At 35.2% G+C, this 19,014-nt stretch carries 7 protein-coding genes; 6 read left to right on the top strand and 1 reads right to left on the bottom strand.

Going from position 1 to position 19,014, the window contains the following annotated elements; genetic code table 11:
- Positions 1-360: 360 nt before the first annotated feature.
- The 3 genes from CA598_RS21000 to CA598_RS20990 all read left to right on the top strand — a co-directional run bounded on the left by CA598_RS21000 (position 361) and on the right by CA598_RS20990 (position 5,060).
- Entirely contained in the window at positions 361-2,163 is a 1,803-nt protein-coding gene (locus CA598_RS21000) for a cation diffusion facilitator family transporter (protein WP_094877792.1), read from the top strand.
- A gap of 372 nt (positions 2,164-2,535) precedes the next feature.
- Positions 2,536-3,960, top strand: coding sequence for a hypothetical protein (locus CA598_RS20995; protein ID WP_094877790.1), 1,425 nt, complete (start codon positions 2,536-2,538; stop codon positions 3,958-3,960).
- Positions 3,957-5,060 carry an AAA family ATPase gene (locus CA598_RS20990; RefSeq protein WP_256990576.1) on the top strand — a complete coding sequence of 368 codons (1,104 nt, stop codon included), beginning with the start codon at positions 3,957-3,959 and terminating at the stop codon, positions 5,058-5,060. The genes CA598_RS20995 and CA598_RS20990 overlap by 4 nt, the downstream gene beginning before the upstream one ends.
- 609 nt (positions 5,061-5,669) lie before the next feature.
- On the opposite strand, the gene CA598_RS20985 is transcribed toward CA598_RS20990, so the two are convergent.
- Positions 5,670-6,881, bottom strand: coding sequence for a hypothetical protein (locus tag CA598_RS20985; RefSeq protein ID WP_094877786.1), 1,212 nt, complete (start codon positions 6,879-6,881; stop codon positions 5,670-5,672).
- 399 nt (positions 6,882-7,280) lie between these two features.
- On the opposite strand from CA598_RS20985, the gene CA598_RS20980 reads away from it, so the two are divergent.
- From CA598_RS20980 to CA598_RS20970, 3 genes are all read left to right on the top strand, one after another.
- On the top strand, positions 7,281-10,952 hold the full coding sequence (locus CA598_RS20980) for an ATP-dependent DNA helicase (protein WP_094877784.1): 3,672 nt from the start codon (positions 7,281-7,283) through the stop codon (positions 10,950-10,952).
- Positions 10,953-11,846: 894 nt separating this feature from the next.
- A complete protein-coding gene (locus CA598_RS20975) occupies positions 11,847-14,513 on the top strand; it encodes a UvrD-helicase domain-containing protein (protein WP_094877783.1) in 2,667 nt (888 codons plus the stop codon).
- 477 nt (positions 14,514-14,990) lie between these two features.
- Positions 14,991-18,725 carry an AAA family ATPase gene (locus CA598_RS20970; protein ID WP_179283727.1) on the top strand — a complete coding sequence of 1,245 codons (3,735 nt, stop codon included), beginning with the start codon at positions 14,991-14,993 and terminating at the stop codon, positions 18,723-18,725.
- Positions 18,726-19,014: the final 289 nt, after the last annotated feature.

Genomic DNA, 19,014 nt, shown 5'->3' with positions numbered 1-19,014 from the left:
AATTGTCCTAGAGTGAACACGCATTTGGAAGGAGATGGAGGGTTGTTGACGAATTATTTATTTTGATTTAGTTGTATAGTCTATCCATGGTTCATTAGGAGGGGGTAAATCTGTCAACAAGTATTCACTGTGCTTAAGCCCCCCATTCGACGTGGTGAAGGGCAGTAAAGTTTCAGTGTAAAGCATAGGTATGGCCAATCCCTCGGAAATTAGATGTATTTTTGATTGTAACCCATTTAGTGATTGTTTTCCTTTCTGGCGTGAGAACTAAAAGGAAAACATACTTTTGCATGATCGGGTTATTTTCTATGAGTTTATTATTCGACAAGACATTTAATGTCTAGAAAGGATAGCTATATTATGGCAAAGGAAAATGCTTTTCTTGATGAGAATCATGGGCTTAGTGAGGATATAACGGATTTTTTTGATTTCGATGAGTTGGAAGAGAAACTCCAAAGCCAATTAGAAGAAGAACTTGCTGATCTGGAATTTTTGGCTGATGAAAAAGAAAAAATAGGAAATCCGGACAATCTCGGAAATGTCATTATGGATGTTGTTTGGAAGCAGTTTATGAATCAAATAGCTGTCACTGCTGGGGAGGATTTTATTAAAGAGAATAATGGCCTCAAACTCGATTTACGAGATGAGGCTCACATTCAAACAACAGGAAATTTTGAACATGGGAAGATTGCAACACATAATACTAAGATTGATTATCAAGAGCGATATAATGAAACGAGAGCTGATTTTCAAACAGATCCGAAGATGGAAATCAATATGAGTAAAAATATGCACTTTGATGAAAAAACAAAGACATATATGCGCTTTGATAAAAATAAAAAAGAGCTGGTTGGTAAAACTAGGTACAACGAAGAGACTAAAGTATGGGAAGATTGGGATACTAGAAGTGGCTCTTGGAAGAAAAAGTTAGCGTCTAATGCGAGACAAAATTTTGACACGAGAACTAAAGATCAAAAGGGCTCAAAAACTGTTGCGAAAGATCATACTATCTCTGCCGCAGAGCAAATAAGAGATATGGATGCAGCAGCGCATATGGATAGAAAGTTACGTCAGGATTTTGCAAAAAGTGATACTAATCTAAATGATTTGGATGCAGCAGCCAATCAGTCCAAAAGTGACCTTGCTATGGAGGAATGGTTAGATAATCCACGTGATGATGGGCAGACGCAGTCAGAATATTTTGGACTTGATGAGAAAGCTCTGCGCAAAAAAGGCAAAGAGGCTCGTGAAGAATACGAAGAAAGGCTGAAAAAAGAAGCTGAGAAGAAATCTATGGAGGCAGGAAAACAGTCTCAGAAGGAAGAAGCATTTCGTATTGGTGGGAAAGCACTTAGAGCGGTGCTCATGCAGTTGCTTGCTGATTTGGTTAAGGAAATTATCGCTAAGTTAGTTAAATGGTTTAAGTCTGCTAAAAAGGGCCTAGGTACTCTTCTAGATAGCTTAAAAGAAGCTATTCATTCCTTCATCAGTAAAATGAAAACACACTTGATTAATGCAGGAAATACTGTGTTTAGTACTGTCGCAGCAGCGATTATGGGCCCTGTTTTTGGAACTATAAAAAAAATATGGATGTTGTTAAAGCAAGGTTGGAAATCGCTTAAAGATGCTGTCAATTATATAAAGAGCTCGGAGAACAAAGGTAAACCTATTGGTCGTCTCCTTCTCGAAACAGGCAAAATAATTATTGCAGGATTAACTGGAGCTGGAGCAGTAGTGCTTGGCGAAGTTGTCGAAAAAGGGTTGATGGCGATTCCTATATTTTCCATTGTATTACCTTTAATTGGTAGCCTTGCGAATATTATAGGTATTTTTCTTGGTGCTGTAGTTGCAGGGATTATAGGCGCTATTGCAATAAATCTAATTGAAAAAAGAATAGAAAAAAGCCAGAAAGGAAATGTTGTTTGGGCTCAAGTCAAGAAGAGTAACGAGGTTCTAAATCTTCAGCACCAAGTCCGTATTGTAAGTGAGGCAAAGCTGGAACATACTAAGGCAAATGCAGTGAATGAGATAAAAAAGCGTCATGTTGCTGCAGCGAATTTGATGAGTGAATCTCTAAAAAATATCGCTGCAAACTGCGAGGATGATGAATCTATACATAACACATTTGATGATATCGATAATCTATTTGACGAACTCGAATGAGAGGCCTGTTAAGAAAAAAAGTGTTGAAATAATTGAAGTTATACTGATTGCTGGCGCAGCCGTTTAAGTACTGCTTAACAATACGAAAAAGACAAAAACAATATTAACACTCACCCTGAGAAGACTTCTGATGATTTTTCATCAGATAACACAGTGTCAAAAATCAACCGAAATGATACTCATGGTGAGAATTCTTGGTTTGAAGATGTTGAATTTTCAGCTGTATGAACCATATATACCAGACACGAAGAGGCATCAAACTTCATGAAGGAATCGGTTGATATCATTCACAGTACATTGGGTATATCTGTAAAAAAGTGATTTAGACAAAATTTATGATGAATTAGACAAATTGCTAAGTGAGGAATAAAGATGAGTGAATTAGTTATAAAAACCCACGATTTCGAACTAGCGAAAAGAGGGCTGAAACAATTTTCGCAAAAGAAGGCAGAGGAGTTAAAGATTGATACTGTTAGAACAGACGGTGGATTTCTTGGCTTTGGTGATCATAAGGTTACAGGATTTGAATTAAATAGTAGACTCAGTACTATTCAGCAGCATTTAATCCATTTAAATACTACGAATAATAGATCCATCAAAGAGTTTGGTCAGGTATATAGTGCATTAGAAGCGTTGGATAAGGACTACATTCAAGCTATTTTGATATCTATTAAAGCTACTGAAAAAACCAGTGAACGTATTCAAATAACGCAAGATCAAATAAAAAAGATTGTTGATGATCAGAAGAGAACACTTGAGGTCCTAAAAAAGTTTAAGCAAAAACTGGATGGTTATGACCATCTTGAAGATGTTGACATAATATGGAATAATCTACATAAATTGCATGACGAAATTACTGTATTATCTAACTCTATTAGTAGTGCGGCGGCCATTAGCAAAGTAAATGCACAGACAGCGGAAGGTTTAAAAGCAGTATTAAAGGCTACAGAAAATAAATTAAATGATCTGTCAAGGCAGCTGAATCAACAGATTGTAAAACTTGAAGCCATTATCGCTTTTACTAGTGAATTAGAGAACATTGTCCACTTACAAGATATCGATGTAATGTGGGATTCGTTATCTAATATACATAATTCATTGGCAAATATCAGCAATCAGATGAGTTCCTTTAAGGATACCGCATCTAAACAACAATCTGACCTAGAATCACTTCTATCCTTCATGGAAAAATTGTCTAGTGTTGAGCATTTGATCGATGTAGATGATATTTGGACCAAAAGTGAAGAACACCATCTTCGTCTGGATGATCTTGTAAAAACAAATGAAGGAATAAAGTTTGATGTAAATTCAAATGCAAAAAACATTGATGAGCTGCAAAAACATAAAAACCATCTCCGTCAGATAAAACATTTGGATGATGTTGATAGTATTTGGGAAACGACGGAAGCTCATTCGGTTAGACTGAAAGAATTAATGCAACAAGATGAGAATACACTTGAACTTGTTCAAGAAAACAAAATAAGCATCGATGAATTGATAGAGTACAAATCAAAATTACGTAGTATCACACATTTGAACGATGTGGATGATATTTGGAGTTCCAGCGAGTTGCATTCTAGTCAATTGTCTGAATTAGAAAAGCAAAGCGATGAAATAAGGGACATTGTTCAAACGAATAAGGAAAATACTGATGCTGCAATCGCAAGTATTGTTAAAAAGAATGATATAGCTGTCCAGATGTTAACTAAAAAAATCAAATATGCTTATTTACTTGCTGGTGGATTATTGGGGCTTGCAATTATTGAGCTGATTGTAATTCTTTTAAAGGTGATATGATGGATAAATACAAGAGCGCGTTGATAAATAACGCATCAAAATTAGACGCTATTACAGATGCCTGTGGTGAGATAACAAAGCTTGCATCGTCTATAATTGAAAATAACAGTAGGGTAGCTACGGTTTCACTTCTAAAAAAAATATTAAAGGTAGTAGATAATCCTAAATACCAGATTGAAGTAAAGCGTGTAGCCCAGGTGTTGAACTCAAATTTAATTGAATACTATGGATATACAACATTACAAAGCATTTGCAAACCAGATACAGAGATAGCTGAGGATACAAGAACTTTGCAAGAATTGTTGGACGAGCTAAATGCTCTCGTTGGTTTGGAGAAAGTTAAAACTAAGGTTAATGATTTAATAGTTTATCAAAAAGTTCAAAAGCTACGTAGAGAGAATAATCTTCACTCCTCAAAAAACACTCTGCATCTATCCTTTACAGGGAATCCGGGAACGGGGAAAACAACGGTTGCGAGAGTTGTTGGTAGAATCTACAAACAGATAGGGTTGCTATCAAATGGACATTTTATTGAAGTGTCCAGAACAGATCTAATAGCAGGATATCAGGGCCAAACAGCACTTAAAGTTAAGAAAATAATAGAACGTGCAAAAGGCGGAGTATTATTTATAGACGAGGCTTATAGTATTACTGAAAATGATCACAGTGATTCTTATGGAAGAGAGTGCCTAACGGAACTCACTAAAGCATTAGAAGATTATAGAGATGATTTAGTTGTTATTGTTGCTGGTTATAAAGAACCAATGAATAAGTTTTTTGAATCTAATCCGGGATTAAAATCAAGATTTAATACATTTATTGAATTTGAAAATTATCAGGCTGAAGAACTAGAAGAAATCTTGTTAAGTATGTGTGAAAAGAACGACTATCGATTAAGTGAAGAAGTTAGGAGAAGTGTAAAATCCTTTTTTGAAAACGAGATAAGTAAAAAAAATGAGAACTTTGCAAATGGTCGTTTGGCGCGTAATTTATATGATGATTTAGTTATAAATCACGCTAGAAGAGTAATAAACATAGCTAAAGTGTCTAGAGATGATTTGTCTGTAATTACAGCTAGCGATTTTGAGATTTTGAGTTAGGGATAATCAGTTTTGTTATATTCGGCATGTAGTGGTCGCTGCTGTCAATCAATGTTACAACAAGCTACTAGGGGACAGTTGTACGGCTTCGACCTCTGTTTTCTGCATCACACTAAGAGCTTTGAATTGTAAAAATATGTGGGTATGTTTTTTTATGCTTCCACGCTACTCTAAGTGAATCAAAAGGATTTGCGATTTACATGAAGAGGGAGGCATGATAAGCTCGTTGGCCTCGCAAAGGCTTGCCACTCGCGGCTTTTAGCGAGTACTCATGCCCGTAGAGGCTCCACGTAATATCTTGTAACAGAACTAAAAAAACTCATAAATACAGTGTAGCAGCATGGACGGTATGATGTAAGGGGATTATTGCTCTGAGCACTTCTGTGCTCATTCCTAACAACTTATTGATACCGCTGTAATAGATATATTTTGTCGAGGACGAACATTAGTATATGAAAATGTCGGGGTAGGGGTTCATCCTTTGAACCCCTTTTTTTATCGCTTCGTGGGAGGGAGATATTTGATGAGTTAGTACGTAGATCAGTATGTTCATTCCTAAAATTACAGTGATACGATTCAAAATTCATATTAGATTACAAAGTGAATATCTTATGCCTTTCTAGAGCTACTGCGACATATGAATAAAAGATCATTTTTGTCTTTGAACCATTTTGTATATTGATCTGGTTCTTCATCAAGTTTTTTTATTTCCTCATGGAATGGCCATTCGTAAGTTGAGGACATTTTTGCTTGAGCATGATGTAACAATTTTATGGCATAAACATAATCCCTCTTACGTGCAAATAAATAAGACACCAGTGAGTATGCTATAAAATAATTTTCCATTGAATCATGTAATTTTGCATCCTTAGGGATTATAGAATTAATGGAATCGATATAATCCCTCAATATCAGCTCAGCTTTATCATATTTATTATTTCTTAACATACACAGAGCTAATGAAAATTTGCTATCAAGAGAATATTTAAGTCGATTGTTCAAAAAATTATAAATCATTAGAGCTTCTTCGACCATCGTACAGTTTTCTATTTCTAAATTTAATGAACTTGAATAGTTCCAAGCGTTATCCTCAATATAGTAAACGGGTTCTCCTTCATCTAGTTCATCATCGCAAATAACCCTTATTTCCTGCCACTCTGTAACCTTCTGCCATTGAAATTTTTGCTCTAACATCGAATTCCAATCGCCTCTTGACTTGGTTTCTCCTCGTGCATTCAAAATCCTCATGAAATTTTCCAACTGACCTAAACTCCAAAGCGGTGTAGCTGAAAGAACCTCCAATGGAACAGGTAGATTTCCTTTAGTTTTAAATGCAGCCAAATGGCGTGAACTCCAACCAATAGTGGAAGCAAACTCCTTCAAACCAATTCGACGACTTAGACGCATGAACTGCTCGTTATATATATGATATAGCTTGGAACGAACATGGATATCTTGCACAATCTTAGGAGCCTTACACAGGTCAGATAGGAGGCTTATAATATAGTCGCTCCAACTATCCCAGAATTTCGTATGATGAATCGGTTTGAAATTAGAAATATAACTTATCAAGTTTTCTAATGACTCACCGAATGAAACACCTGCGACCATAAGATCTAACTCAGATACTCTTTTAAAATCAAACGGATCTGTATTTATGTATTGACCATTATCTACATAAGGTGATGCGGAGAGATTATCTCCTAAATGCCATTCACGAATTGTGGGAATCATCATTTCATGTTTCATAGATGCCAAATACGTACCGAGATCATTATATTCTTTATACATACACTTTGGATATTCAGTTTGAGTCTCCAAATTGGGATCCCCTTTTCGTATTGATATATTTGACACCATGGTATCATTAATGTTATTTTGGTGTCAAATACACCTAAATAAGTAGGTGAGTATCCAAGTAGAGATGGTGCAACGTGGAAGCTCGCGACTATATCTTTATCTGTAGAGCGAATTTGTGTGATTAGAGAAAGCCAGATTACGATCTGTGTCGAGGCAATCTAGTCTTCTAGTATGGTTATCTTAATCCAGATTAGATAAGTAATGGTTGCATAATTCTTTTATTACCAAAATATAATGAAGGAGAAATAAAATGAAAATAGAATAAGATTATTTAAAACAACAGAATCATTTAAAGGCAAAAACTTGGGATTTATAGTAATAGTAATATTACGTAATAGAAGTGAAAAAAGGAGAGAAGTTATGAATCTGTATGAAAAAGAAAAGAAAGTTAAACCACAAATAAACTTTGTCCAACACTTTTCAACAAGAATTCCGTGGAAAGATAACGATTATTCTGGACGATTTGACAATAATCCTAAGTATAATGTAGCTGCTCAAGTAATCCCAAACATTGCATCAACGCGAGACTTAGAGTTTGAGGAAGCTAATAAAGGTAAGCGTTACGAACAAGTAGGACCAGTAAGAATGCAAAACTGGATTACAGAGAACGCTGCGTTTATGAGTGATACTAAACTTAATCTTAAAATGAACCATCCATATAAAAAAGGAAACCGAAATCCTAAGTTCGAGCATTTCGAAGAAACAACTTTTGAGATGAACCCTTATTCTTTCTTATTGCGCCCCTTTTCATGGACTTTAAAGGGGAATGCTAAGGAGAAACAAAAGTACTATAATTTTTATTTTGATTTAGAAAAAACTGAAAATATGCTGAGCTGGTCAAGTGCGTGGGTCTCTCATGGAGAATCCCAAAAAGGGATCTTTGATTATTTTTTTTCCGGAGTTAGTGCACATAATTCCTTGATATTTCCATACTACAAACAAGTCCCATTTATTGAGGATAATCGGCGTGTAATTGCAGGAATAGGAAATATAGTATCAAAAGTAGAAATTCAAGAGTATGGGTCTAATGGAACTAGTGACGAAAAAAACTACATATGGGAGACAAATGCAGCTCATTCAATTAGAGTTGATGGTAAAGATGGCTTTTTAATGCCATATCATGAAATTTCCGAGTATGTAAAAAAGCATCCTGATTTTGATGTATCAAGTGTCACATTGTTTGAAGCGGCAGGTTTTAGAACAGAATTTTCATATGCAGCTGAATGGGTCAGCTACGATGCGGCTATTGATGTTTTAAATCAAGCGAAAATTGCATTAAAAAATATAGATAAACTCGAGTTAAAAGAAGCCAATCATGAATGGGTTAATGTACAATTTGAATATATTGATAATCAATTAAAAAACGTTTGGAATCAACGCGGTATATTTCCTGGATTAGGTTCGATATTATCAGCTTTTGGTGTTAAATATGGCTTCGATGTTGCTCACCATGTTGATACTTCTGAAAGCGATTTGATTTCTGAATTGAAGTTATATTTTTCAGGGGAGAAAGAAACTGGCAATGAGAAACTAGATGACGGTTTGGCTGACAGAGAGGATGAGTTTTCTGGTTTATTAAGAGATGAAAACAAGATTCAATATTTCGAACTTTTGTCTCGATTGAATCTTTCTGTTGAACAAGCTATTTATGCATGGAGTAACCTGAAAAATGATGCAGCTGAAATTGTTGAAAACCCATACTTATTATTCGAATTTACGCGAAAAGAAAAGAACGAACATCAAGTTACAATCTCTCAAATCGACAATGCGATGTTTGTGAATCCAATGGTGGAAAATAAGTATCCTTTAAATAAACCAACTAAAATGAGAACTGAAGGTGATAAGCGGCGCTTTAGAGCTATGGTAATTTTTGTTTTATCACAAGCCGCAAATCAAGGGCATACCTTACTTAGCTACAATCAAATAATTGAAGAAATTAATAGATTGCCATTGGATCAAAAAACAGATTTTCAAACTGAAAAAATTGATGGTGTTTTAGAATTCTTGCAAGAAGGCAAATTGCACGTTAATGTGGAGAATTCGTACATTAAATTACAAGAATATCAAGATTATAAGCAAATGGTAGTTGAGATAGTAAGTAGCCGTTTGGAAGCACGTTTATCTGGTGAACAAGACTGGGGAAAAATAATTAACGACCAGTTTGGAAAACTTCAAGAAAATAATGAAGAAAACGATCAATTGGCTCGTGTTGAAAAGGCTAAAGCGTTAAAAACTATTGAATCATCCAAAATATCTGTCTTATTGGGGAGAGCTGGGACGGGTAAAACATCAGCATTGGGGATTTTAGCTTCTTCGAAATCTATAAAAGCTGGTGGTGTATTAGCATTGACCCCTACTGGAAAAGCAAGAGTTCAACTGGAGAATTCATTTAAGAAGAATAGTGTTGAAGCTGAGTTTTTGACTGTGGCACAGTTATTAATTCGTTCAAAAGGCTTCAATTTTAAAACAATGGCTTATACGATGCCAAGCGAACAAAGTTCGAGTACTGCCAAAACAGTTATTATTGATGAAAGTTCAATGCTGACCGAAGAAATGTTTGCTGGCATACTAAAGCTTGTTGATTCTCATGCTGATAGAATTATTTTTGTAGGTGACCCTAATCAATTGCCTCCAATAGGTGCAGGGCGCCCATTTGTCGATTTAATTAATTATTTAGAGAGTACTTTTCCTAATAGGATTGCAACTTTGAAAACGGAGATGAGACAAGGTTCAGGTGGTGATGATTTATCATTTGCTCAATTATTCTCTAATTCGGATTCGGTCGATAAAGATGTAATTTATCGTATTCAAAACAATCAAGCTGATACTCGTCTAAAATATATTCAATACGTTGATTTAGTTGACTTAGAAAAAGTGTTCTTTGATGAATTGGTAGAAACTGCAAACATGACAACTGCTGATGATATTGATGGTTTCAATAAAAGTTTGGGGGCTGCTGTAGAAAAATATATAAATTATCCAACTAGTAAACATATAGAAGACTGGCAGGTCCTATCTCCTACTAAATTTATTGGTGCAGGGAGCTATTATTTAAATAATCAAATTCACCAAAGATATCGTCAAGATACAGTCGAGAAATGGAATGCATCTACATGGTCAAAATATAGCCCTCTTTCAGTTCAAAATATCGTTTACGGAGATAAAGTCATATCTAATGTAAACGGTGAGAAGGATTACTGGGATGGTACATCCGGAAAAGCGTATATTGCAAATGGTGAAATTGGTATTATGGCGAATTACCCAGGACAGTATGGGAAAAACGATAAGAATTCTAGCTGGTATAAGTTCCGTTTTGGCTCGTTTGAAGGAAAGTTGTTCTCCTATAATAAGTCTGAATTTGGTGGAGAAAACAGTGACTCTAAGCTAGAACTTGCATATGCTCTGACTGTTCATAAGTCACAGGGTTCTGGTTTTGGTAAAACCATAGTGGTCATAAACGGAAAAAATTCATTTATTGCAAAAGAACTTTTGTATACTGCATTTTCCCGTCAAAGAGAAAAACTAATTGTATTAAGTGATTTATCTATTCAAGAATTAGTTCAGTATGCGAATGACTGGTATTCGGATACCAAGCAAAGATATACGGATCTATTTGGAGCTCCAAACATCATTGAGATAGAATCTAGTAAACAAAAACGGTACTTTGAAGAGAATTTGATCCATAAAACGATTCGTGGTGAGATGGTAAGATCTAAGTCGGAAGTGATTGTAGCTAACATTCTTGATAAAATGAAAATTGAGTATTTTTATGAAGAACCTTTAAATATTAGTGGTAAGACCTATATCCCTGACTTTACTCTACGCTACCAAGGTAAAACTTCATACTTAGAGCATCTTGGAATGCTAAGAGATAAATCATATAAAAAGAGATGGGATGAAAAAAGATCAAATTATGAAAGCGTGGGCATATCGGAAGATATTGGTAATTTAATAATCACCGAGGATGGATTAGACGGGAGTCTGGATGCAATGCTAATAGAAAGTAAAATTCAAAACTGGATAAAAAAATAGTTAGTTTATTTCTATCAATTTTAGATAACGGGTTCTAGCACAATTGATGCATACAGTGCAATGTGTCTTTCTAAACTGTGAAATTGTCTGATTTTCATTTGAGTACCAACTCATCATCCGTAATATTATTTATCTTTACTTATTGGACTAACAATGCTCTAACTGTGGGAAAATATTCGGTTTCAGAACTAATAAACTCAAAAAAAGTGAAGTAGTGTGGGTGGTATGATGTAATACACGCTCTGGACCCTTATACATCAAGGGGCTCAGTGAGAGGAAGCGTCGTTTGACCACAAAGTGTAATAAATAAGGCTAATTATGAGGGTAAACCTCGTAATCAGCCTTTATTAATGATCAATTTTAACTACCTATGATGTATATTTTGAATCCTCTTGATAAATTGAGGATATCCCATGTGTAGGACATATTCAATTGAAATAAAACTATTATTAATCATTTCATTGGATCTATTTCATAAATCTAAATCCTTGTATTAACAAGGATTTTTAGGCATAGAAAAGGGAGTATCTCCCCAAATCTCGAATAGTTTAAGTGACGAAACCAACCTGATTAAAATGGTGAGGTGAACGTCCTATGCCATACAATGGACATGAGAGCCTGCCTTTTCTTCAAGATTTATATAACTTGGATCATGAATAACGATCTGATGCTCTCCCCTGTGATAGATCTTGGTCAGTACTGTCTAAAATTAATAAACGATCATGTTTTAAATGGAATAAACTGAATTTCAGAATTTCAAACTGTTCAAAAGACATGTATATCATTATAGGTAAATTGATTTGATCCTCTTTAGAATCACATAATTAAGGTGCTCTTAAGTATGAAAACTAATGACTAACAACTTAGCGTTATCGGAAAGCGGGAGGCATAATAATGCTGAATATTGTAAGAAGTGAGCAATGTTCTAGGTGTGGTAATGAGACTTTTGAATTAATAAAAGTTGATGAGTATGGAAGCTGGTTACGGTGTCACAAATGCCAATTGCAAAGAACAAGTCACAGAAGTGAATCAGAAATAATTGAAGATCTTAAAAGAGAAGAAAAACGAAAAAAAGCAGAAGAACGTGAAAGATTAGAAGAATGTAAAAGAGAAGCTAAAAAAATGCTCATACTTTTGTTTGAAGCTGACTATTTGTCATCTAAAAGAATCTGGTTTGATGAGTTGTCAAGCGTAGTAAGTGAAGAGGATTTTATTAAGTTGTCAGCAGAATTTGTTATTAGTTGGTTTGAAAAACAAAGATGGAAAACACCTGACTGGGAACAAGCAAAATGTATTGCAGAAGTATGGAGTGATGTCCAAGTTGTTGCTCGAGCAGGAAGTGGTAAAACTGCGACTACGGTAAATCGTGCTGCCTTTTTAGTAAAACATTGTAGAATATCTCCATCGGAAATATTACTTTTAGCTTTTAATCGCGAAGCTGCGAAAGAGGTCAGCGATCGTTTAAGCAACCTTTTAGGGGGAAATGCCCCACAAGCCATGACTTTTCATGCGCTTGCGTATGCAATAGTGCATCCGGAAGAAGCATTAATTTATGATGATGACATGAGTGGTTTTGAGAAAAGTACAGCAGTTCAGCAGGTAATTGACTCCTTTCTGCAAGATAAAGAATGGGGCAAAAGAATAGAAAAATTAATGATTAAATATTTTCGTGAAGACTGGAACAATATTACATCCGGCGGTTATAACTTAAGTCCTGAAGAAATGGTGACTTACCGTAGATTGGTTCCGAACATAGGCTTAGATGGGAAATACTATAAATCACTTGGGGAAAAAAGTATTGCTAACTATTTATTTGAACATGAGGTTCCCTATGCATATGAGAAAAATTTCAAGTGGGGAGGAACGAACTACAGGCCTGATTTTACTATTCCAATATACAATAATGATAAAAAAGGAATTATAATAGAATATTTTGGAATTATTGGTGATAAAGCCTATGATATACAGACTTCTGAAAAGCGGAAGTTTTGGGAAAATAACAAGGAATACTATTATATAGAATTATTTCCTGGACATGACCTCGATCATATCAATTCAGTTCTTATTGAATATGGCATATTGGGAAGAAAACTAACAGACCTAGAGCTATGGCATCGAATTAAGAACAGAGCTTTAGATGAATTTAGCGTAATCGTAAGTCAATTTATTAGCCGATGTAGAAAGTTGATGATCTCACCTGAAGATTTAGTAGGAATTGTACAGAAGAATAATAATTTGCCTGCATTACAGATTGATTTTTTGAGAGTCATTTGGAAGATATATCAAGAATATTTAAGAAGTCTCACAGAAAATAATCTAGAGGATTTTGATGGTCTACTAATGCGTTCCATTGAAGTTGTTAATTCGGAACGAAGCAGATGGCAAAGAAAATTAGGTTCTGGTGATTTGAAAAAAATAAAATATCTTTTTATTGATGAATATCAAGATTTTAGTCTTCTTTTCTATCAATTAATTTCGGCAATTAAAGTTATTAATAAAGGTATCAAACTGTTTTGCGTCGGTGATGATTGGCAGGCCATTAATGGATTCGCAGGCTCTGACTTACGCTTCTTCAATGAATTTCTACAATACTTCCCTAATTCTAAACAATTTAAAATAACATCGAATTACCGATCAAGTAGAAAAATCGTTATGGTTGCTAACCAAGTAATGATTGGACATGGTACTCCATCTAAAGCAAGCAAAGAAGAAATTGGGAATGTATGGGTTGCGAATATCAATCAGTTTATTCCAACTGATTTAGAGTTCATAAATTATAGTGGTGATATAATAACTCCCATCTTAATAAGATTGGTATATTCATTTACGATGAATGGTCAGAAGGTTGCCCTTCTTAGTAGAAAGGGAACTGGATTACCCTGGTATACTCCTTATGACACTAAAAAAGGAAAGCTTTACTCGGATATTATTAAAGTCATAAGAAATGCCTTGCCAGAAGAAATGAGATCACTCGTAGTTAACATGGACACTGCTCATTCTTTCAAAGGTAAGGAAGAGGATGTAATTATCGTAGTAGATGCAGTAGAAAGTAGTTACCCCTTATTGCATCCTAGCAACGTGTTTTTTGAAGTCCTCGGAAGAACGCTGAAGGACGCTATCTCAGAGGAAAAACGATTGTTTTACGTAGCGCTAAGTCGTGCAAAAAAAGCTATGGTCATTCTCACCGAGTATGAAAAAGAATCACCGTTTTTACCGAAAAATATTAAGCAAATAAACTTAAATATCCTAAAAACACCATCAAGAAATAAAGCTGAGGCCTCAAGGTACTTAGTTAAAATCCAAGGTAAAACGTTTGAATTGAAATCATACTTTCAAGAAAGCAAATATCGCTGGAATTCAGCGGATAAATCTTGGATTAAACAATATGCAGCTAATCAATTCACTAAGGAGGTACTGTTGAAAGAGAGATGGATCTCTGTTGCCACTGATATATTAATCATTGTCACAGATGAATTTGAAAATATGGTGACGGAAATTAGTGTGAGAGAAGGCCAAATAACAATTCTTAGAGATAGCCTAAATATTTATGCACAATCTTAAAAAGGATGTCCCTTGTGGCGAAGATACTACTCTCAAAAGCGAATCATGCAGGATATTTTTTTCTTCAAAGTACCCAAGCTTCGGGTAGAGACGAAAGGGTCAGATTAGAAGTGAAAAAATCTCATATTCATGTTGTGATGTCGATGGCTGTTCAATTGTTACAAAATAAACAGCTATCCGTTTCATAGGATTAGATCTCAAGCTGTGGACGAATTTGGGACGAAGGCTATCACTAAAGAGTAAATTGCAATCAAATAGAACCATGCTCAAATATAGAATATAACAAGGCTTTATCCTGTTAGGGCTGGTAGGATCTAATGAGTCTAAGTTCCCACATACTGTGCATATTATTTGTAGAGTACAATTAAACCATATTCAAATAACTAGACATATAATGTAAGTAGAATTGGATGTAATTAGGAGCAAGAGCATCAAGGTTGTAGTTTGACTAAATTATTATGAGAAATGGGGGACGAAATGACAAGAACGAAATCTATTGTAAGTAGAATTCTGCCGAACCATGAAGGTAATCCATTTGTATTTGAAGTTTTTAAGGGTGATCGTGAACATACTGAAAATAATCTGTTCCTAATGAGGGGCGAGGAGGATGTTGTTGTTCGTTATGACGGAAATGACCAACAGGAATATTTACTTGCAGCCTTTCTAAAGTCTGCTTATGAACGATTTAAACTTGAAGCTCCTTCAATCTCTATGGCGCTTGGTATGGGGATGACTAAGATATCACTTGGTATTTCTAGTTTAGTCTTTCCTGTTATAGCACCTATTTTATCTATTATAAGTGCAGGGATCACTCTTCATGAATTAGACTCCGATGTCCAAGTAAAGAAAAATAAAGAAGCATACGCCGTTAAGGTGTTAAAGAAGCTTAAAGAGAATGAAGAGGTTCTTGAGACTCCTGAAGGACTCCTGCTTGCCAGTATCAATTTATTAATTGAAATCTCCCATTTACATAAGGTTGTAATACATATTGAACATGCAGAGAAATTAAAATCCATTGATATTCAGTTTTTGAGAATTTTTTACAGTTTGTATAAAGATAAACTCTCAAAAGTTCAATTAGATTCGATGGTTCCCAAGTCCTTACGTTCATCAAATGGTGAAGCAAAGAGCTATTTACTAACCATTCTTCATTGGAATGTTGACGATGCGAAGGAACTTGATCATTTTACGAAAAAAGAAGACCTCTCCGATGATATAAAACAGCTTGCTGAATTTCGTTGGTTTCTCTATAGGTATAGAATGGCCAGTTCCTTACAAACCACAAGTCCTCCTTTAGTAGTGAATCATGATATTTTTATAGGAAGAGAGGATCTTCTACAAGACCTTGAAGAAGAAATAAAACGAGTTAGGGCTGAGAGAACGTTTATCGCTTCCAAAATTAAAGCGCCTGCCGGAACGGGGAAAACCTCCCTTTCTACTCAATTAATTAATCAAATCTATAGCGATTTAGGCGAAGTGGAATATATCTATACTTCTTTTGGTGGGGAATACTCAGAATTGAGAGAATCATTGTATGAACTTCGCAATACTCTTCAATTTCTAAAGTTAAAAATCGATCCAAGTATCCGAAAAAAGATTGAAAATTTATTGAAATATGATTCAAATGAGAGATTAAAGCTATTTGCTGACATTTTTGATGGCACAGCTACGACGGATTCCTTCCTAAGCTTAGTTACCTCTCTACTAGGGATTCCTATCAATTCCGTTGTAGATATTCTGAAAACCTCCATTTTTGCCGCAAAGGATGGAATCGCAGCTATCAAAGACACCAGGTCTGGAAAAAAGAAATCTTCTTACCAAGTTGATGTGAATCGAATGATTCAGGTTAGTAGTAGTCAAGTTTCACTTCAAGAAGTCATTGAACAGTTAGTAGAAGAATATATTGCGCTTTTACTAACAAGTTTAACAGAAAAAAATAACAAAACCCTTATTTGGGTTGTAGATGATACTCAATGGATGGACTTAGGTACTGCTCATTTTTTTGAAGCTCTTTTTAAAGAATTAAATAATCGATCATTTCCTCTATATATACTATTCCTTGAACGGCCAGAGGCTGCGACAAGTCGGAATGAGCTGATGAATTTATCACCCTACTTTTCAAGTGTGATACCCCTTGATGGTTTTAAAAGAGGGGAATTTCAAAATCTGCTGGAAAAGTCGATTGCTATCTATGAAGATACAACGGAAATCACGGCGTCGGTAGCGGCTCTTATGTGGGATTGGTTTTGTAACCAAGAGAATAAAGAGTCTATAGAGCCTCTGTTTATTGTGGAATTTATAAATCTGCTTACTTACTATCCTGACATTATACATGAGCGGGATACAGGTTGGAGCTGGGCTTCCCCAAACAAATTTATCATTATCAATGAATTGACTTCTATCTTAAAAAGATGGTCTGAGAATAACTTGGTAAACACAACCTTTAGTGACTCGAAGCAATTTACAGCTAATACTCTAGCTGTCATGAACGAGAGAATGTATCAAATCTCCAAAAATTTTAGTGAAGGTTATCAACTACTAACATTTTTGCAATTGAGCGCCTTCTTTGGCGAGCCTTTTCAACCTGGTTTAGTCAACAAGCTTCAAGTTGAAAACGCTATTACCGAATTTCAATTAAAGGAATGTGAAATCACGTATAATATATTAATTGAACACTATTCTGACTCGCCTTGGGTATCGTATCTTTTCTCACATGCCCTCTATTATGAATACTTGTTGATTCGTTTTAAACTTTTTTGTACTACCTCTTTAGAGGAACAGCATTTTCAGGTTTATAACATTTTAAAGAACGAATTGGAAGGGAATCTTATCGATTCTAAACGGAATCCTGAGCATCTGTTGCTTCTAGCAGCAAACCACGGCTTACTGTCTCGTAAGCAAAAGGCTATGATCCAAGCAGCTTATTATTTTGGAGTACTTGCAGAATCAGCTCTGCAAAAAAGCAATTATACTAAATTATTCGAATATGCTGATAAAGCGAAATCTATTACGGACCAATTCTTTAGACCGGAACATCCTTTTTCTCACAAAATTATCAACTTGATGGTGATTGCTCATAAAGCGGTTGGTGATATAACGGTCGCTTTAACTTATCTCAATGACCAATTCGCCGGTATCGAATGGGCTAGAAAAAAAGGATTAAAATCAGCGGATAATATAAACCCCCTTCAACTTGTTATTTCTTACACCTTACGTTCTGAAATTTTAATTGATACTGTATTTCAACTCTCGGATTTAGAATTTATGACTTATAAGAGAAGTAAATTGGAAGTGGTAAAAGAGGCGAAAATAGATATTCAGCATGCGCTTACCCTTTTGAAAAAGCTAAACTTAAAAAAATATCATGAGATTGAAGCTCACATATCAAATGCTCATCATACTAGGGGAAAAATTTATCGTTATGAGTTGGAACAAGGAATGCTCTACCCGGATATTTGTGTCCAGGAATACGAAACCGCTATCCACTACATGACATTGGCAGCAGAGAAAAATGACTTTTATAAAATTTCTCTTTTTGTCCTACATAAAGAACTTGCTTATATTCAGCAGGATATTTTTAGCTTAATAGTTTTAATGAAATATAAACAAGTAAATGTCGACACCATTGGAAACGAAGGTGTTGTTACTCTCTTCCATATCATGACCAATGAAAAAATTATTCCGAAACTAAATAAAGCGCTAGACATTGCTCAAAACTTGGAGCAGGAGAGGAAGTTTAATTTTCCAAATGCAATTCTGTTTGATTTTCGAAATAGAGCTTCTTGCTATGTAAGAGTTAGAAACTTTCCGGAAGCTGAACGGGAAATTAATCTAGTCTTTGCCCGGGCCAATGAACTGTTAGCATCAGGGAGGCTAAATAAAACGGGGACTTCCATGCTGACATTAACTCATTTACTCGCAGCGAAACTATCCTTGTTGAAATGGTGCAATGGGTTTGACTGGAATTATGATTATTTTGAAAGAAATCTTTTAAAAGCAGCTCATTATGCGGACGAACTGCATAAAATTGAATATTTACAATTCCAAACCGAAATACAACATACCATTGATTGTATCACGAGGGAGTTAGGGCTGGAGGCACAGGCAGGAGAGTATTACAAAAGGTTACATGAATACAAAGAATTTTTTAAACAAAGAATCTACCTTGAAAATATAGATAGGATATTAACAAAGTTCCATTTTTATATTTAGGTGTAAAATGTAGAGTCGGTTATTTCGGTGCTTAACAATGAACCCTGAAATCTGCTCCTATAAATTATGTTGTCCAAAGGAGCGAGAGTACGAGACTCATGCGCAATTATTTTGCTAACATATTTGCTAACATGGCTACACATATAAATCCTCGAATGCGGAGGATACAGAACACAAAAAAAGTGCCATCAACACGCATGGTTAAAGGCTTTTTTCTCGATATTCCCGTAGCGTAGAAAAGGCTCTAAAAGGACTACTTCAGGACTTAAAATCCTGCGGTACGTGAGTA

Origin of the sequence: Paenibacillus sp. VTT E-133291, from assembly GCF_002264395.1 — a bacterium.
Classification (GTDB): Bacteria; Bacillota; Bacilli; order Paenibacillales; family Paenibacillaceae; genus Paenibacillus_AQ; species Paenibacillus_AQ nitricinens.
Note: the sequence above shows the minus strand (reverse complement) of the source record. Positions and strands in the feature narration are given on the sequence as shown.

Coding starts and splice junctions, on each gene's coding strand:
- CA598_RS20975 (WP_094877783.1), top strand. CDS start 11,847: ATGCTGAATATTGTAAGAAGTGAGCAATGTTCTAGGTGTGGTAATGAG.
- CA598_RS20970 (WP_179283727.1), top strand. CDS start 14,991: ATGACAAGAACGAAATCTATTGTAAGTAGAATTCTGCCGAACCATGAA.
- CA598_RS21000 (WP_094877792.1), top strand. CDS start 361: ATGGCAAAGGAAAATGCTTTTCTTGATGAGAATCATGGGCTTAGTGAG.
- CA598_RS20980 (WP_094877784.1), top strand. CDS start 7,281: ATGAATCTGTATGAAAAAGAAAAGAAAGTTAAACCACAAATAAACTTT.
- CA598_RS20995 (WP_094877790.1), top strand. CDS start 2,536: ATGAGTGAATTAGTTATAAAAACCCACGATTTCGAACTAGCGAAAAGA.
- CA598_RS20990 (WP_256990576.1), top strand. CDS start 3,957: ATGATGGATAAATACAAGAGCGCGTTGATAAATAACGCATCAAAATTA.